Raw genomic sequence first — 22532 nt, forward strand, 5'->3', positions numbered from 1 at the left:
GAACTCACTTTCATCCGAATGCCGTAAATTGCGACCAGGTGAGCGAAACACCAGCTCACCGGCCTTAGCGCGCTCTTTATCAGACTGTCGCGAAACCATTGAATAAATACGCCTCGACAACTTGCAATACCGCCTCGGACGTGCTTAGCATCAAATAGAGACCACTATTCCGCACCCTGATTACGGAGGAATAGCCGTGACCGAGACGACCGCCTCGCCGAACCAGGTGAGCACGCTGCTCCCGCCCGCGCCCCGAATGCACCACATCGGCATCCAGACCAGTGACCTGGCGAACTGCGTGGCGTGGTACCGGGACTTCTTCGGGTGTGCCGAGAAGTGGAGCCTCGAGGAGTTCTCCGACCTGACCGAGAGCAGGCTGCCCGGCATGAAGCGGCTCACCGAGGTCAAGGTGGGCGACCTGCGCTTTCACCTGTTCGAACGCGCCGACGACATCGAGGGCCTGCCCGGCGGGGACAAGGTCCAGTTCCAGCACGTGTGCCTCGTGGTCTCCTCCCCGCAGGACCTGGTCGCCTGGCGCGAGCGCTGGCTGGAGCTGCACGCGTCCGGCCGCTACCGCTTCGCCTCCGACGAGATGCCCACCGACGTCGTCACCGACGCCGACGGCGTGCAGAGCTGCTATTTGGTGGACGTCAACGGCCTGGAGTTCGAGCTGACCTACGTGCCCGGCGGTGACCGATGAGCACGTCCACCGCCGTGCTGGCGGACCTCCCCGCACGGCAGGGCTGGGACTTCGGCGACTTCCCCTACGGCCTGGAGCCCCTGGTGCTGCCCGACCCTCCTGGCCGCGACGCCCGCGGCGGGCCGCCGGACGTCGTGCCCGACGAGGAGACGGCCGCGCTGCTGCGGGAGCTGGAGGCGCTGCCCCCGTGCCGCCGGTCCGCGCCCGCCCTGGCCGGCACCGACGAGGCCCACCAGGTGTTCTGGTTCCGCTGGATCACCGGCCACCAGGCCACGTTCGCGATGTGGCAGTACCTGGCGCGGGCGCAGCACGACGCCGAGGCCGAGCCGGACGAGCCGCGCCACCTCGCCGTGATGGGCCGGCTGGTGCAGGCGTACACCGCGATGCTGCTCTACACCGGCTCCTGCCCGAACGACGTCTACCACGAGGTCATCCGCCCCAGCATGTTCCTCCAGCACCGGGGGTTCAGCGGCGCGTGGGCGCCGGACTTCGCGCCGGTGCGGCGGCTGCTGCGGGGCCGGACCTTCCCGTGGTCGCAGACCCCGGCGGGGCAGGAGCTCGCGGAGCACGTGCGCGCCTACCACGAGGTGCACGCGGGCATCGCGGCCAAGCTGGTGCCGGGCGGACGGTCGCTGCTGCAGGAGACCGTCGCGGAGACGCGCCTGCTGCACCCGCAGATGCGCGCGGTCGTCTACGACAACTACTTCATGACGCTGCGCGCCCCGGTCGACCGGCCGGAGGTCGCCCGGCAGCTGGTGCGACGGCTCAAGGCCATCGCCCTGGACGTCACCGAGAACGGGCTCTACCCGGGTCAGGACGCCGACTCGCCGGACCTGCCACCGGAGCTGAGGGCCCCCGGCGTCGTCGTGCAGGAGCGCGAGTTCACCTCGATCGTCACCGGGCTGGCCGCGCTGGTCACCGGCGTCACCGGCTGACGCGTGAGGAGCGGAAGTGCGACACGGAGTGCTGATCCTCCCCGAGCAGCGCTGGCGGGACGCCCGGACGCGGTGGACCCGTGCCGAGGAGTACGGGTTCGACCACGCCTGGACCTACGACCAGCTGATGTGGCGGTGGCTGCGGGACAAGCCGTGGTTCGGCACGGTGCCCACGCTGACCGCCGCCGCGACGGCGACCACCAGGATCGGTCTCGGCACGATGGTGGCCACCCCCACCTACCGCCACCCGGTGCCGTTCGCCAAGGAGGTCATGTCGCTGGACGACATCAGCGACGGGCGGTTCACGTGCGGGCTCGGCGCGGGCGCGGGTGCGGTGGACGACCTGGTGGTCGACCCCGTCGAGCGCACGCCGAGGGAGCGGGCGGACCGGTTCGCGGAGTTCGTCGAGCTGACCGACCTCCTGCTGCGCCAGCGCGTGACCTCCTACGACGGTGAGCACTACCGGGCCGACGAGGTGCACATGCACCCGGGGTGCACGACCACGCCGCGCACGCCGTTCGCCATCGCGGCCACCGGGCCGCGCGGGATGCGGCTGGCCGCCCGGTACGCGCAGACCTGGGTCACCGCGGGCCCGCCCGCCACCTTCGACGCGCGGCCGTACGAGCTGGCGCTGCCCGGTGTCGCCGCGCAGGTGCGGATGGCCGAGGACGCGTGCGTCGCGGCCGGGCGGCACCCAGGGTCGCTGCGCAGGCTGCTGCTGACCGGCGCGGCGGTCGGCGGTGTCCTGGACTCGGTGGAGTCCTGGCGGGACGCGGCCGGCCGGTTCGCCGAGATCGGCATCACCGACCTGGTCGTGCACTGGCCGCGCGCGGACTTCCCCTACGCGGGCGACGAGCGGGTGCTGGAGGACATCGCGCGAGACCTGACGGCGACGAGCGCGGGAGGGCGGCGGTGAACACCCGGATCGAGTACGAGGTCGTGGACATGTTCGCCGAGGGCCCGCTCACCGGGTGCGCGCTCGGCGTGGTCCCCGACTCCGAGCACCTGTCCGACGCGGCGATGGCCGCGGTGGCCCGCGAGATCGGCACCTCGGAGACGGCCTTCGTGCTGCCCGCGACGGCCCCCGGCGCCACCCACCGGGTGCGGGTGTTCAACCCCGGCGGCGAGTCGCCGTTCGGCGGGCACTCGGCGGTGGGCACGGCGGCCACGCTGGTGCGCCTGGGCCGGGTGGCCACCGGACGGCTGGTGCAGCAGTGCGGCGAACGCCTGCTGCCGGTGGAGGCCGACGTCGACGGCGCGTCCCTGACCACCACCGCCGGACCGCTGGAGATCTCCCCGTTCGACCCCGCCGGGCCCGCCGAGGCGTGCGGGCTGCGGCCCGAGGACGTCGCCGGGCCCGCCGCGACGGCGGGGTTCGGCCCGGCGTTCCACCTCCTGCCGGTGCGGCCGGACGCACCGGCCCGCGCCGCGCTGCGCCCGGAGCACCCGGTCTGGCGCGGCCAGCCGGACGTCCTGGTCTTCGCCTGGGACGCCGCGACGCGCACGGCCCGCGCCCGGATGTTCGCGCCGGGCTACGCGATGCCGGAGGACCCGGCCTGCGCCTCGGCCGCGCTCGCGCTCGGGCCGTGGCTGGTGCGGACCGGCCTGCTGCCCGCGACCACCGGCTCCCACCCGTACCGGCTGCGCCAGGGCGTCGAACTGCACCGCCCGGCCCTCCTCGACTGCCGCGTGGACGTCGTGGGCGGCCGGGTGACGGGGGCGTCGGTGTCCGGCGCCGTCCTGCCGGCGGCCAAGGGCCGGATGACGCTCCCCGCATCGGCCACCACCGCACCGGCCCGGCCTGCACCCACACCGGAGGAACGACCATGTTGACCCGACCCGAACTGCGCGGCACGAAGGCCGCGGTGTCCTCGACCCACTGGCTCGCCTCCGCGGCGGGGATGGCGATGTTCGACCTGGGCGGCAACGCCTTCGACGCGGCGGCCGCGGCCGCGTTCGTCATCCAGGTGGTCGAGCCCCACCTCAACGGACCGGCCGGCGACGTGCCGATCATGGTGCACCGAGCCGGTTCCGGACGGGTGGAGGTGGTGTGCGGGCAGGGGCCGATGCCCGCCCGCGCCACCCCGGAGGAGTTCCGCGCCCGCGGCCTGTCCGCGGTACCGGGCTCCGGCCTGCTGCCGGCGTGCGTCCCCGGCGCGTTCGGCGCGTGGCTGCTGCTGGTGCGCGACTACGGGCGGCTGCCGCTGGCCGACGTGCTCGCCCCCGCCGTGCACTACGCCGAGCACGGGTACCCGGTGCTGCCGAAGGCGGCGGAGATGATCGGCTCGCTGGAGGAGCTGTTCCGCGACGAATGGGCGGAGTCGGGGCGGACGTACCTCCTCGACGGCCGGGCTCCGGCACCGGGCCAGCGGCTTCGCAACCCGGCGCTGGCGGAGACCTACCGGCGCCTGCTGGCCGAGTCCCAGGCCGCGGGCGGCACCCGCGAGCAGCGCGTCGACGCCGCGCTGCGGGCGTTCTACGAGGGTTTCGTCGCCGAGGCGATCGACCGGTTCACCACCACCGCGCGGATGGCCGACTCCACCGGCCGTCGCAACGGGGGCCTGTTGACAGGCGCCGACCTGGCGTCCTGGCGGCCGGTCGTCGAGGAGTCGGTGTCCCTGTCCTACCGGGGCCTGAGCGTGCACAAGCCGGGCCCCTGGTCGCAGGGCCCGGTGTTCCTGCAGCAGCTCGCCCTGCTGGAGGGCTTCGACCTGGCCTCGATGGGCGCGGGCAGCGCGGACCACCTGCACACCGTGGTGGAGTGCGCGAAGCTGGCGTTCGCCGACCGCGAAGCGTGGTACGGGGACCCGCAGCACGCGGACGTGCCGCTGAAGACGCTGCTGGACCGCGGGTACGCCGACGAGCGGCGGGCGCTGGTCGGCGCGACCGCCTCCGGCGTGCTGCGCCCCGGCTCCCCCGACGACCGCGCACCGCTCCTGCCACCGCTGCTCGACCACGACGCGGTGCCGGACGAGCCGTCGTGGCTGCTCCAGCTCGACGACGGCGTACCCGCGGTGGTGCGGCGGACCGCCGCGCGCGGCGACACCTGCTGCGTCACAGCCACCGACGCGGAGGGCAACGTCGTCGCGGCGACGCCCAGCGGCGGCTGGCTCAAGAGCTCGCCTGTCGTGCCCGGCCTGGGCTTCCCGCTCGGCACCCGCGGGCAGATGGCGTGGCTGGTGGACGGCCACCCGAACACCCTCGCCCCGGGAAAGCGCCCTCGCACCACGCTGAGCCCCACGATCGTGCTGCGCGACGGTGCGCCGCACCTGGCGTTCGGCACGCCGGGTGGTGACCAGCAGGACCAGTGGACGCTGAACTTCTTCGTCAACCACGTGGACTTCGGGATGGGCGTGCAGGAGGCGGTGGAGGCGACCGCGTTCCACACCGACCACGTGCCGTCGTCGTTCACCCCGCGCCGGGCGAGGCCGCTGGCGCTGGTCACCGAGTCGGGCCGCGACCGGGCGGTGGTCGAGGAGCTGCGCCGCCGCGGTCACGAGGTGCACGAGGTGCAACCGGGCACCCTGGGCAAGGTGTGCGTCACCGGCCGTACCGGCGACGACCTGGTGCTGGCGGCGGCCAGCCCGCGTGGACAGCAGGCATACGCGATAGCCAGGTAATCACCTGATCGGACCACAGGCGCCGGGGAGCTGGTCAGTCGCGTGGCGATACCCGAGGCGGCGGTATACGATTTCCAGGCGGAAATCATTTGGCAGCGGGAGGGGCAATGAGCACTCGCGGCGAGGTCCGCTCCGGCGGGTACATCACGATCGGCAACGCCCGGGAGAACAACCTCCGGAACATCTCCCTGCGCATCCCCAAGGGCCGGCTCACGGTCTTCGCGGGGGTGTCGGGGTCGGGCAAGTCGTCGGTCGTGTTCGACACCATCGCGGTCGAGTCGCAGCGCCAGCTCAACGAGTCCTTCCCGTCGTTCATCCGCAACCGGCTGCCGCGCTACGAGCGGCCGGACGCGGAGGTCGTGGCGAACCTGTCCACGGCGATCGTGGTCGACCAGAGGCCGGTGGGCGGCAACTCGCGGTCCACCGTCGGCACCATGACCGACATCCACCCGGTGCTGCGGGTCCTGTTCTCCCGGCACGGCAAGCCCACCGCGGGCGAGTCGACGAAGTTCTCGTTCAACGACCCGCAGGGCATGTGCCCGGCCTGCGAGGGCCTCGGCCGCACCGTCCGGGTCGACCTGGACGCGCTGATCGACGAGGACAAGAGCCTCAACGAGGGCGCCATCCGGTTCCCCGGCTTCGCCAAGGGCACCTTCCAGTGGCAGCTCTACGCCGAGTCCGGCCTGTTCGACCCGGACCTGCCGGTGAAGCGGTTCAGCGCGGCCGACCGGGAGAAGCTGCTGCACGGCAGCGGTTTCAAGGTGGACAGGGCCGGTCGCAACGGCGTCTACAAGAACGAGTACGAGGGCGTGGTGCTGCGGTTCAACCGCCGCTACCTCAAGAAGGGCCTCGACTCGCTCAACGAGCGCGAGCGAGCCGCCGTCGAGCAGGTCGTCCACGAGGGGCCGTGCCCCGAGTGCCGGGGCGGCCGGCTCAACCAGGCGGCGCTGAGGTCGAAGATCGCCGGCCACTCCATCGCGGACCTCACCGCGCTGGAGGTCGACGAGCTGATCGACGTGCTGACCGGGCTCGACCTGCCCGCGGCCAAGCCGATCGTCGCCTCGGCGCTGAGCGCGCTGCGCCGCGTCTCCGGCATCGGCCTCGGCTACCTGACCCTGGACCGCGAGACACCGACGCTGTCCGGCGGTGAGAGCCAGCGCCTCAAGACGGTGCGCCACCTGGGCAGCAGCCTGACCGACCTGACGTTCATCTTCGACGAACCCAGCGTCGGCCTGCACCCGCGCGACGTCCACCGGCTCAACGACCTGCTGATCGCCCTGCGGGACAAGGGCAACACGGTGCTCGTCGTGGAGCACGACCGCGATGTGCTGCGGATCGCCGACCACGTCGTGGAGATGGGCCCCGGCGCGGGCACCGAGGGTGGTGAGGTCGTCTTCGAGGGGACCGTGGCCCAGCTCCGCCGTGCCGCCACCGCCACCGGCAGGGCCCTGCGCTCGGTGCCGGGGCTCAAGGAGCGGTTCCGCGAGCCCACGGGGACCCTGCCGGTGCGCAAGGCGAAGCTGCACAACCTGAAGGAGGTCTCCGTCGACCTCCCCACCGGCGTGCTGACCACCGTCACCGGCGTCGCGGGCTCCGGCAAGAGCACACTGGTCGCGAGGGTGCTGCCGCGCCAGCACCCCGGCGTGGTCCTGGTGGACCAGTCGTCGACCGGCATCTCGCTGCGCTCGGTGCCCGCCACCTACCTGGACGTCATGGACCCGATCCGGGCCATGTTCGCCGAGGTCTCCGGCCAGGAGGCGGGCCTGTTCAGCTTCAACTCCGCCGGCGCCTGCCCGTCGTGCAAGGGACGCGGCGTCATCCAGACCGACCTCGCCTACCTCGACCCGGTGACCACCACCTGCGAGGCGTGCGGCGGCAGCCGGTACCGGCCGGAGGCGCTGGAGCACACCCTCGACGACCACACCATCGCCGACGTGCTCGCCATGACCACCGACGACGCCCTGGGGTTCTTCACCGACGACAACGTCCGCGCCCGGCTGGCGCTGCTGTCCGAGGTCGGCCTGGGCTACCTGACGCTCGGCCAGCCGCTGTCCACCCTGTCCGGCGGCGAGCGCCAGCGCCTCAAGCTCGCGAGCCGCCTGCACGAGACCGGCAACGTCTACGTGCTGGACGAGCCCACCACCGGCCTGCACATGTCCGACACCCGCCGGCTGCTGGCACTGCTGGACCGCCTCGTCGACGCGGGCAACACCGTCGTCGTCATCGAGCACGACCTCGACGTCGTGCGGCACTCCGACTGGGTCGTCGACATGGGCCCCGAGGCAGGGCGGCACGGCGGCCAGGTGGTGTTCGAGGGCACACCGGCCGAGCTGCTCGGGGCCAAGGGCTCGCACACGGCGCGCTGCCTGGCAGCGGACCTGGAGGAGTACTCCGCCAGGAGGCGGAATGGCTGAGAACGACCTCATGCCGATCGGGCGCGTCGCCCAGTGGTTCGGGATGCGCGTGCCCGCGTTGCGCTTCTACGAGGAGCAGGGCCTGCTGACCACCCGGCGCCGCAACGGCCGGCGGCACTTCGACCGGAACGACCTGCTCCGGCTCGCGCTCGTGCGGACCTACGTCGAGGGCGGGATGCTCAGCCTCGACGAGGTCAAGGAGCTGGTCGCGACCGAGCCGACGACGGACGCGCGGCTGCTGGCCGAGCGCCACGTCTCCGTGCTGAGGGAGCACGCGTCCAGCGCCGCCGCCGCGCTGCGGCTGCTGCGCCACCACATCGACCACGACCTGCCGGACCAGCTGTCGTGCCCCCGCTGCGCCGAGGAGCTGCGGGACCGCCTGGCCCGGTTCACCCGCCGCCGCGGACACGAGTGAGGAACGGGAGCAACCATGCCGCAGATCCACGTGACGCTGCTGAAGGGACGGGCGGAGAGCGAGATCACCGCCCTGGGCAGCGCGCTCACCGACGCCGCCGCGCGAGCGCTCGGCGTGTCCCCGGACGTGGTCCGGGTGACGGTCACCGAATGCGAACCGGAGCACTGGTTCGTCGGCGGTGAGTCGATGGCGAGCCTGCGCGCGGCGGGTCGCCGCTGACCACGCGGCAACACAACCGCGAGTACGAGGGAGAAGGTGCGTGATGGTGCGAGAGCCAACCCAGGCGCAGGTGCGCCGAGAGCTGGAGAGCGGTCTGCCCGGCCTGCGTCCGCCGCGCAGCGTCGTCGTGGTCGGAGCGGGCCTCGCCGGGCTGGCCACCGCCTACGAGCTGACGAACCGCGGGTGCGAGGTGACGGTGCTGGAGGCATCGGACCGCGCCGGCGGCCGGGCGTACACGCTGCGGCACCCGTTCGCGGACGGGCTGCACGCCGAGGCCGGGGCGATGACCATCACTCCGCACTGCTACTACGTCCACCACTACGCGCGTGAGCTGGGCGTGGAAATGGACGTCGCCGACCTCGTGGACTCCCAGTTCGCGTACTTCATGGGCGGGCGGTTCTTCACCCCGGACCAGGCGTCCGTCGCGGGCTCCGGCCTGCCGCTGACCGACGAGGAGCTCTCCCTCGACGTGCCGGGCATGATCAAGCGGTACGTCACGGAGCTGGCCGACGAGCTGCGGCCGGACCTGACCGCCGAGGAGTGGCACGCCACGCCGAAGCTGCTCCCCTACGACGAGCGCTCGGTGTACGAGGTGCTGCGCGAGCGCGGCGCCTCCCCCGCCGCGATCGACCTGATGGAGCCGCTGTTCCTGGAGATGCGCGGCGGTGACCTGAAGTCCGCCTCCGCACTGGCGTGGCTGCGGCACGAGGCCAGCCCGCACTCGCTGACCCACGCCGACCCCCGGTGGTCGAAGATCAAGGGCGGCACGGACAACCTGCCGCGCGCGTTCGCCGAGCGCCTGCGCGACCGCATCCACTACCGCAAGCCGGTGGTGCGGGTCCGCCAGGACGACGACGAGGCCGAGGTGACCTTCCTGGAGCACGGCAGGCTGCGTTCGATCAGGGCCGAGCACGTCGTCGTCACCGTGCCGTTCAGCGCGATCCGCCACATCGACCTCGGCGAGGCGCGGCTGCCCGCCGACAAGATCGAGGTCATGCGCCGGGTCAAGTACTCGTCGATCGTGCGCGTCTACCTCCAGGTGCGCGAGCGGTTCTGGCAGGGCAAGGCGATCAGCTACTCGACCGACCTGCCGGTCCGCTGGCTGCGCGACGCCACCCCGCGCACGGCGGGCCCGCGCAAGATCCTGGAGTGCCTGCTGACCGGCTGGCGGGCCCGCGCCATCGGCGCCATGACCGAGGAGGAACGCGTCGGCTTCGCCCTGGACCAGGTGGAGAGCGTCCTGCCGGGTGCGCGGGAGCACTTCGAGCTGGGCACCTCGGTGGTCTGGGACAAGCAGCCCCACATCGAGGGTTCCTACATCCTCCCCGAGGTGGGCCACGAGAAGCTGCTGCCGGTCATCCGCCGCCCCGAGGGCCGCGTCCACTTCGCCGGTGAGCACGCGGGCTTCGAGCCCAACGGCGGCTCGATGACCTTCGCCCTGGAGTCCGGCGTCCGCACGGTGGTCGAACTGGGGGCGTGAGACCCGGCGGGCGCGGCCCTCCGCCTCCGGGGCCGCGCCCGCCGGTCGGAAGCCACCTGATCGACCAACCGCGACAAGAGGGTGTGCCGTGCCGGAGCTGCTCGGTCAGCACGAGCTGATCACCGTGCCCGCCTATCGGTTGCTCACCGTGCGAGACCAGGCCAACGATGCCGGTGTGGGTCTCGACGAGGCGATCACGCGCGCCCGGGCGACCATCGTCGCCTCGACCGGCTACGAGCTGGTGATCACCTGCGCGCAAGACCTGCTGCCGGTCTCGGCACGGCTTGAGACGTGGTCCGCGCCGCCTGAGGACGCCGACGAACCAGGCTGGTCGGAACCCCGGTTCTTCGAGCTCGAGTGCCCGAGCGGCCTGCTCGTGCTCAGCTCTCCCACCGGCGACGCACTTGACGCGCGACTGCCGGCCGGACCAGGCGTCTACGCGCTCAAGGTCACCCACCAGGCACGCGAACAGGCCCTCGCAGCGCGCCAGGAGATCCTCGAGCACGAGGACATCGCCACCCACGCGGAAGCCCTCGCCGACGCACAGCCAGGTGGCTTCGAACGGTACCGGATCCGGATGTGGCTCTCCGCCGCCTTGCCCGACGAAGAGGACGAGCCTCGGGACTGACCGAGGCGGCATGGCACCATCGGCCGAGCCCCCGGCCGGAGCCCGCACGCCGCGGGCTACTTGGTCTCGACCGTCGCCATCGGCGTCTCCCGCGCTTCCAGCGCCTTCACGGCGACGTCCCAAGACGTGTCGCCGGGGAACAGCCGGGAACGCAGGTAGGCCCACACCAGCGCGCGCAGTCCGGCGACCCGTTCGGGGTTCTCGTCGGAGGTCTCCGCGGCGTCGTAGCCGGAGATCCCGCCGAACAGGTGCCCTGCGCCCAGGAAGGTCAGCAGCGTCTTGTTCCCGCCGGGGCTGTGGGTGTACGAGTCCCAGCGGTAGCTGAGCCTGGACGAGAAGTGGGGGTTCAGGTCGTCGTCACCGGCGATGACGAGCGCGGTGCCGGTCATCCGCTCGAAGCCGATGTGCTTCATCATCGGGTAGTGCTCGGCCGCCCACGGCGAGAAGTGCTCGTCGGCGACGCCCGGTCCCCCGATGATGACGCCCGCCTTGACGCGGGGGTCGGAGAGGTCCTTCTCCCGGGAGTCGTCCGGGTCGGACACCTGCGATCCCAGCAGCAGCGAGACCGTGTGACCACCGGCCGAGTGCCCGACCGCGGCCACCTTCTCGGTGTCGACGCGGCCCGGCAGTCCCGGCACCGCGGCGAGGATCTCGTCGAGGTGGTCGAGGACGGTGTGCATGTCGGTGGCGCGGTCGTGCCAGAACAGCGGCGCGTCGGGCAGGTCCTCGCCGCGCAGCCCGAGCACCGTGGAGTCCAGGTGCGTCGGCTGGACGACGACGAACCCGTGGGCGGCCCAGAAGTCCGCGACGGGGCCGTAGCCGCGCATCGAGGAGATGAAGTTGGCCTGGCCGTGCCCGTGCGAGAGCAGCAACACCGGCAGGTCCGTGCCGGTCACGGGCGCCGAGACCTTGATCTCCAGCGGCACGGGCCTGCCCGGCACCTCGATCGTGACGGGGCTGTGGCTGAGGATCGGCGTGGGGTCGCTGACCGGGAAGCCGGCGGCGTCCGCGTAAGTCGTGCTCATGAAGGGTTCCTCTCAGGCCGTTCGTCCGTGCGGCCGGTGCTCGCCGGACTCGGTGGTGATCGACTTCGACCGCCTGACCAAAGATTGCCATGAACGGCAAGTTTGCACAAGGAGGCATTTTTGCCGTGGCTACCTGTAGGCTGAGGCACGCCCAGGCGGCGATCGACGAGTGCGGGAGTGTGCGGTGACCAGTGACGGTCCAGGGCTTCGGGAACGGTCCAAGGCACGACGACGGCGGCTGATCCTGCACACAGCGCTGCGCCTGTTCGCCGAGCACGGGTACGAGCGGACCACGATCGCCGACATCGCCGAGGCGGCCGAGGTCGCGCCGCGGACCGTGACGGGCTACTTCCCGTCGAAGCTCGACTTCGTCATCGAATGGCCGGCGGCCATCGAGCGGCGGCTCATCGAGCTGCACCAGGAGGAACCCGCCCTGGAGTTCATCGAGCTGGTGGACAGGTGGTGGCACGACCTGCGCGACAACGCCGACCGGGAGGAAGCCGCGCTCACCCGCGCCATGGCCCTCGCCAACCCAGGCGTGGTCGCCATGGCGGAGGCCGAGGTCTCACAGCGGACGCCGGGAACCGAGTTCAAGTTCGAAGGAGCCGGTCGCGACGACCTGTTCGGAGCGGCGGGCAGGGCCGCGATCAGGGGCGTCAACCACATGTTCCTGCGCGGCGTCGCCGAGGGCCGCATGACCGACGAGCTCCACGCCGACCTGCTGGACCTGATCCGCACCATCGCCGACAGGACCAACGTCGGCCACGGTGCGCTGAAGCTGGATCCTTAGTACGACAACGACGGAGGCTTCACTCCGCCACCAGGAAAGAGCTCGCGAGCCACTCCTCGTGGTACAGCGTGTCGAGGTAGTTGCCGCCGAGATCGGGCGCGATGGCGACGCACGTCAGGCTTTCGTCCGCCCCGGTGGACGAAAGCCAGCGCACGGCACCGCTCACCACCGTGCCGGTCGACCCGCCGAACAGGTAGCCGTGGCGCACCAGCTCGTGGCACGTCCGCACGGTGTCGCTCTCCTCGACGTGCACCACGTCGTCCACAAAGGACTCGTCCAGGATCGGCGGGCGGACGCTGGTGCCCAGGCCCGGGATCAGGCGGGTGCGGGAGGGGGTGCCGAAGGTGACGGAGCCGACGCTGTCGATCGCCACGATCCGGACGGACGGGTGGTTCTCGCGGAAGTACCGCGCGCAGCCCATCAGCGTTCCGGTGGTGCCGGCGCCGATGAACAGGACGTCCAGTTCCGGGAACGCCTTGGCGATCTCCGGGCCGGTCGAGCGGTAGTGGCCCGTCCAGTTGCCGGGGTTCGCGTACTGGTTCAGCCACACGAAGCCGGGGTTGGCGCGGCACAACGACTGCACGTGCGCGATGCGTGTGCCCAGGAAGGCGCCGGAGGCGTCCGGTGTGGAGACGACGTGCACCTCGCTGCCGAAGGTCTCCATCGTCCGGCGTGCCGCTTGGGTGCACCGCACGTCGGTGACGCAGATGAACCGGTAGCCCTTGCTCGCCGCGACCATGCTGAGCGCGATGCCCATGTTGCCCGACGACGACTCGACGATCGTGTCGCCCGGCAGGAGCTCGCCGGAGCGTTCCATCGCGTCGACCATCTCCGCGGCTGCCTTGAGCTTGATGGACCCCGCGAAGTTGAAACCCTCGCACTTGAGCAGCAGCCGCCGTCCGACGATCTGCCGCAGATCCACGTAGAGGTCCGGAACGTTGAATTCCAGCGGACTCACGATGACTGCTGCCACACCGAAATCCCATCTCGTCGCCCTACCGGCCGCGCTCGAATGCTTTCCAGCGAGCCGATATTTCCGCTATATGGCGGGCGATAGGCGCGATACCGACGAAATATAGGTGCCGTCCCCAGCATCCGTACTGCGACCCACCGGAGGGAGAAGGCGGATGGAACACTGGGCTCCACTCGAGCTCGACCCGGCCAGCGCCGGGGCCGGGGCAGGACCGCGGGGACTGGTCGAGCACCTGCGCGCCTCGGACGACCTCGGGGACCTCCTCGTCAAGCACAAGGCGTTGGTGTTCCGCGGTTTCCACGTCACCCAGGAGGAGCTGGGCGAGGTGATGGACCTGCTGCTGCCGAACAGGCTGGCATATGTGCACGGCAACTCGCCTCGTACCAAGGTGGGAAACAACGTCTACACCTCCACCGAGTACCCGCCGCAGTACGACATCTCGATGCACAACGAGATGTCTTATGCGCACCAGTGGCCTGCGCGGCTGTTGTTCTTCTGCGCGGTGGCACCGGAAACGGGCGGTGCGACGCCGGTGGTCGACGGTGTGCGCTGGCTCGGTTCGCTCGATCCCGAGGTGCGCGAGGCGTTCCGGCAAGGCGTGCGCTACACGCAGAACCTGCACGGCGGCAAGGGTTTCGGCAAGAGCTGGCAGGACACGTTCGAGACGTCCGACCGCGCCGAGGTGGAGGAGTTCCTCGCCGGCTCGGGCAGCGAGTTCACCTGGAAGCCCGACGGCGGGCTGCGGGTGAGCCAGGTGCGTCCCTCGACCACCCGCCACCCCGTGACCGGCGACGAGGTCTGGTTCAACCAGGCCGACCAGTGGCACGCGGCCGGGCTGGGCGACGAGACCGCGGCGGCGTTGCAGCAGATCATGCCGGAGGAGGACCTCCCCCAGTCGGTCACGTTCGCCGACGGCTCGCCCATCCCGGCCCACCACGTCACGCAGATCCGGGACCGCGGGCTGTCCGAGGCGGTGAACGTCGACTGGCGCACCGGTGACCTGCTGCTGATCGACAACGTGGCGGTCGGTCACGGCAGGCGGTCGTTCACGGGGCCGCGCCGGATCCTGGTCGCGATGTCGGACTGAGGGGCACCCGGTGAGCGCCCAGATCCACGACCAGCACAGAGCGGACTCGTTGCGCCGCGCGGCACGCCGGTTCGCCACCGGCGTCACGGTGGTGGCGGTGCGGCACGACGGCGGTGACCACGCGCTGACCGCCAACTCGTTCATCACGCTGTCGCTGCACCCGGCGCTGATCGGGGTGTCGGTGACGTCCGGCGGCCGGATGCGCAGGCTCGCCGAGCAGACGCGGTACTTCGGCATCAGCGTGCTCAACGCCGGGCAGGAGGAGTACGCGCGGCACTACGCGAGCCGCGGGCGCATCGACGCTCCGGAGCACCTCGGGCTGCACACCCCGGACACGCTGCCCGCGCCGATCGTGCCTGGCTGCCTCGCGTACTTCGTCTGCCGGTTCGAGCACTCCCATCCCGTGGGCGACCACGACCTCATCGTCGGTTCGGTGGTGGAGAGCGAGGTGCTCAGCGAGGAGCACCCGCCCCTGATCTTCCTCGACGGCAAGTTCAGCTGACAGGAGCCACCAGCGATGACCCTCGCTTCGGGGCCGGTCCCGCCCATCGGCGGCCACTCCCTGTTCCTCTTCCTGCTCCAGCTGGCGCTGTTGCTGCTGCTGGCCCTGCTGATGGGCAGGCTCGCGGCGCGGGTGTCGCTGCCGCCCGTCGTCGGGGAGCTGCTCACCGGCATCGTGCTCGGCCCGTCCCTGCTGGGCACCGTGGCGCCGGACTGGTTCGCCTGGCTGTTCCCGCAGCAGACCGAGCAGTTCCACCTGCTCGACGCGTTCGGCCAGGTCGGCGTGCTGCTCCTGGTCGGCATGACCGGGCTCTCGCTCGACCTCGGGCTGGTCCGCAAACGCGGCGGCACGGCGGCGCGGGTCAGCCTGCCGGGCCTGGTGATCCCCCTCGGGCTCGGCGTCGGCGCGGGTTTCCTGGTGCCGCAGGCGCTGCTGGCGGACGGGTCGGACCGCACGGTGTTCGCGGTCTTCCTCGGCATCGCCATGTGCGTCAGCGCCATCCCGGTGATCGCGAAGACCCTGATCGACCTGAAGCTGCTGCACCGCAACGTCGGCCAGCTCATCCTGATCTCCGGCACGGTCGACGACGTCTTCGGCTGGCTGGGCCTGTCGATCGTGACGGCCATGGCGACGACCGGGGTGCAGGCGGGCGGGATCGCCCGGTCGGTCGGCTTCCTCGCGCTGTTCCTGCTGGCCGCCTTCGTGGTCGGCCGTCCCCTGGTGCGCGCGGTCGTCAGGGTCACCGCCAGGTCGGCCGAGCCCGGTCCCTGCATCTCGGCCGCGGTGGTGGTCGTGCTGCTGGTCAGCGCGACCAGCCACCTGATGGGGCTGGAGGCGGTGTTCGGCGCGCTGGTCGCGGGCGTGCTGCTGCGCAGCGCGGGCCACGGCGTGCTGGAGCGGCTGGCACCGTTGCGGACGCTGGTGATGACGGTGCTGGCTCCCGCGTTCTTCGCGATGGCCGGGCTGCGCATGGACCTGTCCGCGCTGACCCAGCCGACCGTCCTGCTCGCGGCGGCCGTGCTGCTGCTGATCGCGGTCGCCGGGAAGTTCGCCGGCGCGTTCCTCGGCGCGTGGACCAGCGGCCTGAACCGCTGGGAGGCGCTGGCGATCGGCGCGGGCATGAACGCGCGGGGCGTCGTCGAGGTGGTGGTCGCGATGGTCGGGCTGCGGCTCGGCGTGCTCAGCACCGAGATGTACACCGTCGTCGTGCTGATCGCGATCGTCACGTCGCTGATGAGCCCTCCCGTCCTGCGCCTGGCCGCCGCGCGCATCGAGGTGACCGCCGGCGAACAGCTCCGGCTGAGCGAGTACGAGACCCCGCCGCGGCAGCAGCCCGCCGTCGACCCCGTCTGAGGAAGGAAACCCGTGCAGCCTCCCCCTTTCACCGTCATCTCCGGCGCGCAGGTGCGCGAAGTCCTGCAAGGCAACGAGAAACAGGTCACCGAGGTGGTCGAGGCCGCGTACCGGCTGCACGGCGGCGGGCGGACGGTGAACCCGGACTCGTACTTCCTGCGGTTCCCCGACCGGCCGTCCTCGCGGATCATCGCGCTGCCCGCGTCGCTGGGCAGCGTGCACGGCCTGAAGTGGATCTCCAGCTTCCCGGAGAACGTCGCGGGCGGCATCCCCCGCGCCTCCGCGGTGCTGATCCTCAACGACGTCGTCACCGGCTTCCCGTTCGCGTGCATGGAAGCGTCGGTCATCAGTGCCGCGCGCACCGCGGCGTCCGCCGCGCTCGCGGCCGTGGAGCTGAGCACCCGGCGAGGAGTGCGGCCGGTGCGGGCCGGGTTCGTCGGCACCGGCCTGATCGCCCGGTACGTGCACACCTATTTGGCGGCCAACGGTTTCACGTTCGACGAGATCGGCGTGCACGACCTGTCCCACGAGCACGCCGAGGGGTTCACGGGCTACCTGGCACGGACCGAGACCGGCCGGATCACCGTGCACGACAACGCCGAGGACCTGATCCGCTCGTCCGACCTGGTCGTCTTCGCGACCGTCGCGGGCGAGCCGCACGTCCACGATCCCGCGTGGTTCTCACACAACCCGCTGGTGCTGCACGTCTCGCTGCGCGACCTGTCCACCGACGTGGTGCTGGCCTCCTGCAACGTGGCCGACGACGTCGAGCACTGCATGAAGGCGAACACGTCCCTGCACCTGACCGAGCAGCGCACCGGTGGCCGGGACTTCGTGGCCGGGGACGTGCGCGCGTTGCTGGCGGGCGAGATCGACGTGCCCGCCGACCGGCCGGTGGTGTTCTCGCCGTTCGGGCTCGGCGTGCTGGACCTCGCGGTGGGGGCGCACGTCCACGAGCAGGTGACCCGCGACGGCGGCGGGCTGGTCGTCGACAGCTTCTTCGACGAGCTGAAGCGTTACGGCTGAGGAGTCTGGCATGAGCAAGCGACTGGCCCTGTCGGCGGCGCAGCGGGGCGTCTGGTTCGCGCACCAGCTCGACCCGTCCGGGCAGAAGTTCAACTGCGCGGAGTACCTCGCCATCGACGGCCCGCTGGACGCGGACCTGGTCGCGGTGGCGTGGAACAGGTTGCGCGGTGAGGCCGACGCCCTGCGGATCGAGGCGCTCGAACGCGCCGACGGCGAGCTTTGGCAGGTCGTCGCGCCGGACACCCGCGCGGAGCTGCCGTTCCTCGACTACAGCTGGCACGCCGACCCCGAGGGCGACGCCCTGCGGTGGATGCGCCAGGACGTGACCCGGCCGGTCGACCTGTCCGCGGCGCCCGTCTCGGCGTTCGCGCTCTTCCGGGTCGGCCCGGCGCGGTGGTTCTTCTACTACCGGATGCACCACGCCGTCATCGACGGCTACGGGGTGCAGCTGATCGGCACCAGGCTCGCGGAGATCTACTCGTCGCTGGTGTCCGGTGCGGACGAGGGCACGGCCTGCACGTCGTTCGAGTCGATCCTCGACGAGGACCTCGCCTACCGGGCCTCGGAACGGTTCGAGCAGGACCGCGAGTACTGGATGAAGCGGTTCGGCGACCAGCCCGCGGTCATGCGGGTGCCGGGCGACGTGCCGCCGGACGCCGACCCCGCGTCGCTGCCGCTGCGGCTGAGCAGGGTGGCCGCCCTGGAACCGGACGAGGTCGGCCGGCTGCGGCAGGCCGCGGCGACCACCGGGTCGACCTGGCAGGTCGTGGTGCTCGCCGCCGTCGCCGCCTACGTGCACCGGGTGACCGACCGGCGGGACGTGATCATCGGCATGCCCGTCGCCGGACGCCGCAGCGTCGTGTCACGGCGGGCGCCGGGCATGGCGACGAACTCCGTGGCGCTGCGGCTCGACGTCTCGGCGGCGGAGAGCCTGGTGGACCTCGTCCCCCGCATGGGCGAGGAGGTCCGCGACGCGCTGAAGCACGAGCGGTACCGCGCGGAGGACCTGCGCCGGGCACTCGGCATGGAGGGCAGCGACCAGGCGTTCATCGGCCCGATGGTGAACTTCATGCCGTACGACCGGACGTTGCGGTTCGGCACGGCGACGGCCACGACGCACAACCTCGCGTCCGGGCCGATCGTGGACCTCTCGCTGGGCGTGCGCGGGCAGACCGGCGGCGAGATGTCGCTGGTGCTGGAGGCCAACCCCGAGTACCACGGGCTCAGCGGGTTCCTCGCGCACCGCGACCGGCTGTTCGCGTTCCTGCGGGAGGTGGCGGCGCACCCGCACCGCCCGATCGGCCAGTTCTGCCTGCTGTCCACCGCCGAGCAGCTGGAGCTGCTGGTGGAGCGCAACGCCACCGCGCGCGACGTGCCGGACGAGACGGTGCCGGAGCTGGTCGCCCGGCAGGCCGCGCGCACCCCGGACGCCACGGCGCTGGTGTCCGGCGACAGCACCCTCACCTACGCCGAGCTGGACGCGAGGGCGTCCGGGCTGGCCGCGGAGCTCGTGGCACGCGGCCTGGGCGCGGAGGACTTCGTCGCGATCGCGCTCCCCCGCTGCCCGGAGCTGGTCGTGTCGATGCTGGCCGTGCTCAAGGCCGGCGCGGCGTACGTGCCCGTCGACCCCACCTACCCCGCCGAACGCGTCGCGTACATGCTCGACGACCTGGCGCCCCGGTGCGTGCTGACGTCGCGGGACATCGCCACCGGTCTGCCGCCGGGTACGCCCGTCGTGCCGGCCGACGACGTCCGGCGCGGCACGGTCGAGCGGCGGGTGACGGATGCGGCGACCGCGGCGTACGTGATCTACACGTCCGGGTCGACCGGTGCGCCCAAGGGCGTCGTGGTGTCGCACCACGCCCTGCGCAACTTCGTGCTGGACCACGCCGACCGGTTCGGGGTCGACGCGCGGAGCACCGTGCTGCAGTTCGTGTCGCCGAGCTTCGACGTGGCCACCGGCGACATCTGGCCGGTGCTCGTGTGCGGCGGGCGGCTGGTGCTCGCCCCGGTGGACCAGCCCGTGCTGACGGACCTGCTGCGCGCGGAGCGGATCACGCACGCCGCGATCCCGCCGGTGATGCTGGCGCAGCTGGACTCCGAAAACCTGCCGGACCTGCGGCTGCTGATCACCGGCGGCGAACCGCCCCCTCCGGACGTGGTGCGGCGCTGGGCGTCCGGGCGCCGGATGGTGAACGTGTACGGCGTCACCGAGGCGGCCGTGGCGAGCACGACGAGCCCGCCGCTGACGGCGGGTGACGGCGTCCCGATCGGCAAGCCCATCGCCAACTCGCAGGTGTACGTGCTCGACTCGCGGCTGGAGCCCGCGCTGCCCGGTGCGGTCGGCGAGCTGTTCCTCGCGGGCGACGGGCTCGCCCGCGGGTACCTGGACCGGGCCGCGCTGACCGCCGAGCGGTTCCTGCCGTGCCCGTTCGGCACGCCGGGCGCGCGGATGTACCGCACCGGCGACCTCGTGCGGTGGCGCCCGGACGGCAACCTGGAGTACCGGGGCCGGGCCGACGACCAGGTGAAGGTCCGGGGGTTCCGGGTCGAGCTCGGCGAGCTGGAGACCGTGCTGCTCGCCCATCCCTCGGTGCGGTCCGCCGTGGCCGTGGCGCGCGAGGACGACGGACGCAAGCGGCTCGTCGCCTACGTCGTGGTGGACGGCGACGTCACGCCCGCGGAGCTGCGCGAGCACGCGGCGCGGACGCTGCCGGACTTCATGGTGCCCGCCGCCGTCGTGCTGCTCGACGAGCTGCCCGTGACGCCGAACGGCAAGGTCGACCGGCGGCTGCTGGTCGCACCCGACTTCTCCTCCTCCGACGACGCGGCCGACGCCGCACCGGAGGGGTCACGGGAAGCGTTGCTGTGCAAGCTCTTCGCCGACGCCCTCGGTGTCGCGCGGATCGGTCCGCACGAGTCGTTCTTCGATCTCGGCGGCGACAGCATCATGGTGTTCCCGCTCGTGTCGGGCGCTCTGGAGGCCGGTCTGGAGTTCACCGCGCGGGAGGTGTTCCAGCACCCGACGGCCGCCCGGCTCGCGACGGTCGCCAGGGACGTCTCGGCCGCGCCGGCGGGCACCGGGCCGTTCCCTCCGACGCCGGAGCTCGCCCGGCTCGGCACCGCGCTCGACGGGCTGTACCAGTCCGTCGTCGTGCCGGTGCCGCTGGGCACCCGGATGAAGGGCGTCACCGCGGCGCTGGAGACGCTCATGGAGCGGCACGAGGCCCTGCGCGCGCGGGTGGTCGCGGACGGCACCTGGGAGGTCGTGGACACTGTCGACGACCACCTGAGCCGGGTGCTGCTGGTCGGTGACCCCGCGCCGGAGGTCGTGGAGGCCGAACTGGAGGCCGCCGTCGCGCGCCTGTCCCCCGGCGCGGGGCGGATGGTCCAGGCGGTGTTCTTCGACTCGGGTCCCACGCATCCCGGGCGGCTGCTGCTGGTCGTGCACCACCTCGTGGCGGACGACGAGTCGTGGCGGATCCTGCTGGACGAGCTGTGGTCCGATCCGGCGGAGCTGCCGGTGGTCCCGTTGCGGGACACCGTGTCCGCCGCGGACGCCGGTCCCGCCGTCGTCTTCGGGGACGTGAGCACGGAGGAGTTCACGCTGCCGGAACCGGACTGGGCCTCGCTGGCGCGGCGGTACCGGGTGGACCGGACCGACGTCCTGCTCACCGGGCTGGCGCTGGCCGTCGCCGAGCCGTGCTTCGCCGAGGCGCCGCGGTCCGTCCGCGCGGTCGGGCGGATCTCGGGACGCGTCCCGGTGCACTGCGGCTGGGAACCGGCGGGCAAGGCGCTGAAGCGGGTGAAGGAACAACGCCGCGGCGACGGCTCGGAGACGTTCCCGCGCATCGCCTTCCGCGACCTCGGGGAGCTGCCGGGCGCCTTCTCCTGCACACCCGACCCGGGGTACGCGCTGGCGTGCACGTCCTGGTCGGAGGGCGGCGAGCTGCGCGTGCAGATGGCCTGGAACCCGGCCGCGTTCTCGGCGGACGACGTGCGGGACCTGGTCACCCAGTGGAGCTCCGCGCTGGCCGACCTGGACGGGCTCGGCGCCGTGCCCGGCCCCGTGGCGCTGACGCCGTCGGACGTGCCGCTGGCCGGGCTCACGCAGGCCGAGATCGACGCGCTGGCCGCCGCGCACCCGGACCTGACCGACATCCTGCCGGTGTCGCCGTTGCAGGAGGGCTTCCTGTTCCTGCACGCCGTGTCCGGGCAGCACACCGACGCGTACGTCTCGCAGCTGCGGTTCGACCTCGAAGGCCCGTTCGACGCGGCCAGGATGCGCACGGCGGCGGAGTCGCTGCTGCGCCACCCCAACCTGCGGGTGGCCTTCCACCACGACGAGCTGGCCCGGCCGGTGCAGGTCGTCTGCTCCGGCGCGACGATGCCCTGGGCGGAGACCGATCTCACCGCACGTCCCGACGACGCCGAACGGGTGGCGGCAGGCGAACGGTCGAAGGGCTTCGACCTCGCCGTGCCGCCGTTGATCAGGATGCACGTGCTCAAGCTCGGCGACGAGCACCACCGCCTCCTCCTGACGGCGCACCACGTGCTGTGGGACGGGTGGTCGACGTCGTTGCTCGTCCGCCAGCTGTTCGCCCGGTACACATCGGACGGTGAGCCGCCGTCCGGTCCGCCGTACTCCGACTACCTGCGCTGGCTGGCCGAGCAGGACGCCGCGGCCTCCAAGGCCGCGTGGGCCGAGGCGCTGGACGGGTTCGCCACCCCGACGCTGGTGGCGCCCGGCGCCCCGCCCTCGGACCGGCGCCAGGAGCAGGTCAGGACCGATCTCGACGCGGAGCTGACAACCGCGCTGGACCGCATCCCCGGCGTCACGCTGAACACCGTCGTGCAGGCGGCGTGGGCGACGGTGCTGAGCCAGGTCACCGGGCGCGACGACGTGGCGTTCGGCTGCTCCGTCTCCGGCCGGCCCCCGCACCTGCCCGGCATCGAGCGCATGGTCGGGCTGCTGACCAACACGATCCCCGTGCGGGTGCGGCTGCGGGCGGGCGAACCGGCGCCGGAGCTGCTGGCACGCGTGCAGTCCGAGCAGGCGGCGCTGATCCCGCACCACCACACCGGGCTGTCGGACGTGCAGCGCGGCCGCGAGCTCTTCGACACGGCGATCATGTTCGTCAACTACTCGTTCGACCGCGCCGAGTGGGCGGAGCTGCTGCCGGAGCTGCGGCTGGCGGCGTTCGAGGTCGAGGACGAGACCCACTACCCGCTGCGCCTGGCGGCCGTGCCCGGCGAGCGGCTGCACCTGCGGCTCGGGTACCGGCCGGACCTGTTCCGCCCCGCCGAGGCACGGCGGCTGCTCGACCGTCTCGTCCAGGTGCTCGGCACCTTCGTCCAATGAGGA

Annotated in this window: 18 protein-coding genes; 16 read left to right on the forward strand and 2 right to left on the reverse strand. The window is 72.1% G+C overall.

The window, feature by feature from the left end; all coding sequences use genetic code 11:
• The first annotated feature begins 196 nt into the window (after window positions 1-196).
• The 10 genes from BLT23_RS35450 (at window position 197) to BLT23_RS35495 (ending at window position 10411) form a co-directional block, all read left to right on the forward strand.
• The gene (locus BLT23_RS35450) at window positions 197-700 is read left to right on the forward strand and encodes a VOC family protein (RefSeq protein WP_245744525.1); all 504 of its coding nucleotides are present in this window, start codon (window positions 197-199) and stop codon (window positions 698-700) included.
• Window positions 697-1635 (forward strand): hypothetical protein, encoded by a 939-nt coding sequence (locus BLT23_RS35455; protein ID WP_090058465.1) that lies wholly within the window; start codon window positions 697-699, stop codon window positions 1633-1635. Before BLT23_RS35450 ends, BLT23_RS35455 begins: the two co-directional genes overlap by 4 nt.
• Before the next feature lie 16 nt (window positions 1636-1651).
• Window positions 1652-2551: an LLM class flavin-dependent oxidoreductase gene (locus BLT23_RS35460; RefSeq protein WP_090058469.1), complete on the forward strand. Its 900-nt coding sequence runs from the start codon at window positions 1652-1654 to the stop codon at window positions 2549-2551.
• The gene (locus BLT23_RS35465; protein ID WP_090058474.1) at window positions 2548-3468 is read left to right on the forward strand and encodes a PhzF family phenazine biosynthesis protein; all 921 of its coding nucleotides are present in this window, start codon (window positions 2548-2550) and stop codon (window positions 3466-3468) included. Before BLT23_RS35460 ends, BLT23_RS35465 begins: the two co-directional genes overlap by 4 nt.
• Entirely contained in the window at window positions 3462-5255 is a 1794-nt protein-coding gene (locus BLT23_RS35470; RefSeq protein ID WP_090058478.1) for a gamma-glutamyltransferase family protein, read from the forward strand. Before BLT23_RS35465 ends, BLT23_RS35470 begins: the two co-directional genes overlap by 7 nt.
• Window positions 5256-5362: 107 nt before the next feature.
• A complete protein-coding gene (locus tag BLT23_RS35475) occupies window positions 5363-7669 on the forward strand; it encodes an ATP-binding cassette domain-containing protein (protein ID WP_090058481.1) in 2307 nt (768 codons plus the stop codon).
• Window positions 7662-8084 carry a MerR family transcriptional regulator gene (locus BLT23_RS35480; RefSeq protein WP_090058486.1) on the forward strand — a complete coding sequence of 141 codons (423 nt, stop codon included), beginning with the start codon at window positions 7662-7664 and terminating at the stop codon, window positions 8082-8084. Before BLT23_RS35475 ends, BLT23_RS35480 begins: the two co-directional genes overlap by 8 nt.
• Before the next feature lie 15 nt (window positions 8085-8099).
• The gene (locus tag BLT23_RS35485; protein WP_090058491.1) at window positions 8100-8303 is read left to right on the forward strand and encodes a tautomerase family protein; all 204 of its coding nucleotides are present in this window, start codon (window positions 8100-8102) and stop codon (window positions 8301-8303) included.
• 43 nt (window positions 8304-8346) lie between these two features.
• Entirely contained in the window at window positions 8347-9783 is a 1437-nt protein-coding gene (locus BLT23_RS35490) for a flavin monoamine oxidase family protein (RefSeq protein ID WP_218133984.1), read from the forward strand.
• Window positions 9784-9871: 88 nt separating this feature from the next.
• Complete coding sequence (locus BLT23_RS35495; RefSeq protein ID WP_090058494.1) at window positions 9872-10411, forward strand: hypothetical protein; 540 nt, start codon at window positions 9872-9874, stop codon at window positions 10409-10411.
• Window positions 10412-10467: 56 nt separating this feature from the next.
• Here BLT23_RS35495 and BLT23_RS35500 read toward each other — a convergent pair whose 3' ends face one another.
• Complete coding sequence (locus BLT23_RS35500; protein ID WP_090058498.1) at window positions 10468-11436, reverse strand: alpha/beta hydrolase family protein; 969 nt, start codon at window positions 11434-11436, stop codon at window positions 10468-10470.
• Window positions 11437-11620: 184 nt separating this feature from the next.
• On the opposite strand from BLT23_RS35500, the gene BLT23_RS35505 reads away from it, so the two are divergent.
• Window positions 11621-12226 (forward strand): TetR/AcrR family transcriptional regulator, encoded by a 606-nt coding sequence (locus BLT23_RS35505; RefSeq protein ID WP_090058501.1) that lies wholly within the window; start codon window positions 11621-11623, stop codon window positions 12224-12226.
• 19 nt (window positions 12227-12245) lie between these two features.
• Here BLT23_RS35505 and sbnA read toward each other — a convergent pair whose 3' ends face one another.
• The gene (gene sbnA, locus BLT23_RS35510) at window positions 12246-13184 is read right to left on the reverse strand and encodes a 2,3-diaminopropionate biosynthesis protein SbnA (protein ID WP_245744526.1); all 939 of its coding nucleotides are present in this window, start codon (window positions 13182-13184) and stop codon (window positions 12246-12248) included.
• A 169-nt stretch (window positions 13185-13353) separates the two neighbouring features.
• Between sbnA and BLT23_RS35515 the strand changes: the two genes are divergently transcribed.
• Genes BLT23_RS35515 through BLT23_RS35535 form a run of 5 tightly spaced genes read left to right on the forward strand, consistent with a single transcriptional unit; the run spans window position 13354 to window position 22529 of the window.
• Window positions 13354-14286 carry a TauD/TfdA family dioxygenase gene (locus BLT23_RS35515; protein ID WP_090058507.1) on the forward strand — a complete coding sequence of 311 codons (933 nt, stop codon included), beginning with the start codon at window positions 13354-13356 and terminating at the stop codon, window positions 14284-14286.
• A 10-nt stretch (window positions 14287-14296) separates the two neighbouring features.
• Window positions 14297-14788, forward strand: coding sequence for a flavin reductase family protein (locus BLT23_RS35520; protein WP_090058510.1), 492 nt, complete (start codon window positions 14297-14299; stop codon window positions 14786-14788).
• A 15-nt stretch (window positions 14789-14803) separates the two neighbouring features.
• Entirely contained in the window at window positions 14804-16141 is a 1338-nt protein-coding gene (locus tag BLT23_RS35525; protein WP_090058512.1) for a cation:proton antiporter, read from the forward strand.
• A gap of 12 nt (window positions 16142-16153) precedes the next feature.
• On the forward strand, window positions 16154-17167 hold the full coding sequence (gene sbnB, locus BLT23_RS35530) for a 2,3-diaminopropionate biosynthesis protein SbnB (RefSeq protein WP_090058516.1): 1014 nt from the start codon (window positions 16154-16156) through the stop codon (window positions 17165-17167).
• Window positions 17168-17177: 10 nt separating this feature from the next.
• On the forward strand, window positions 17178-22529 hold the full coding sequence (locus BLT23_RS35535) for a non-ribosomal peptide synthetase (protein WP_090058519.1): 5352 nt from the start codon (window positions 17178-17180) through the stop codon (window positions 22527-22529).
• Window positions 22530-22532: the final 3 nt, after the last annotated feature.

The sequence above is a fragment of the Lentzea fradiae genome (assembly GCF_900100955.1).
Classification (GTDB): domain Bacteria; phylum Actinomycetota; class Actinomycetes; order Mycobacteriales; family Pseudonocardiaceae; genus Lentzea; species Lentzea fradiae.

Bases quoted from the DNA above. Each gene is read 5' to 3' on its own strand.
- BLT23_RS35515 (WP_090058507.1), top strand. From the start codon at position 13,354: ATGGAACACTGGGCTCCACTCGAGCTCGACCCGGCCAGCGCCGGGGCC.
- BLT23_RS35525 (WP_090058512.1), top strand. From the start codon at position 14,804: ATGACCCTCGCTTCGGGGCCGGTCCCGCCCATCGGCGGCCACTCCCTG.
- BLT23_RS35470 (WP_090058478.1), top strand. From the start codon at position 3,462: ATGTTGACCCGACCCGAACTGCGCGGCACGAAGGCCGCGGTGTCCTCG.
- BLT23_RS35485 (WP_090058491.1), top strand. From the start codon at position 8,100: ATGCCGCAGATCCACGTGACGCTGCTGAAGGGACGGGCGGAGAGCGAG.
- BLT23_RS35480 (WP_090058486.1), top strand. From the start codon at position 7,662: ATGGCTGAGAACGACCTCATGCCGATCGGGCGCGTCGCCCAGTGGTTC.
- BLT23_RS35500 (WP_090058498.1), bottom strand. From the start codon at position 11,436: ATGAGCACGACTTACGCGGACGCCGCCGGCTTCCCGGTCAGCGACCCC.
- BLT23_RS35475 (WP_090058481.1), top strand. From the start codon at position 5,363: ATGAGCACTCGCGGCGAGGTCCGCTCCGGCGGGTACATCACGATCGGC.
- BLT23_RS35535 (WP_090058519.1), top strand. From the start codon at position 17,178: ATGAGCAAGCGACTGGCCCTGTCGGCGGCGCAGCGGGGCGTCTGGTTC.
- BLT23_RS35455 (WP_090058465.1), top strand. From the start codon at position 697: ATGAGCACGTCCACCGCCGTGCTGGCGGACCTCCCCGCACGGCAGGGC.
- BLT23_RS35490 (WP_218133984.1), top strand. From the start codon at position 8,347: ATGGTGCGAGAGCCAACCCAGGCGCAGGTGCGCCGAGAGCTGGAGAGC.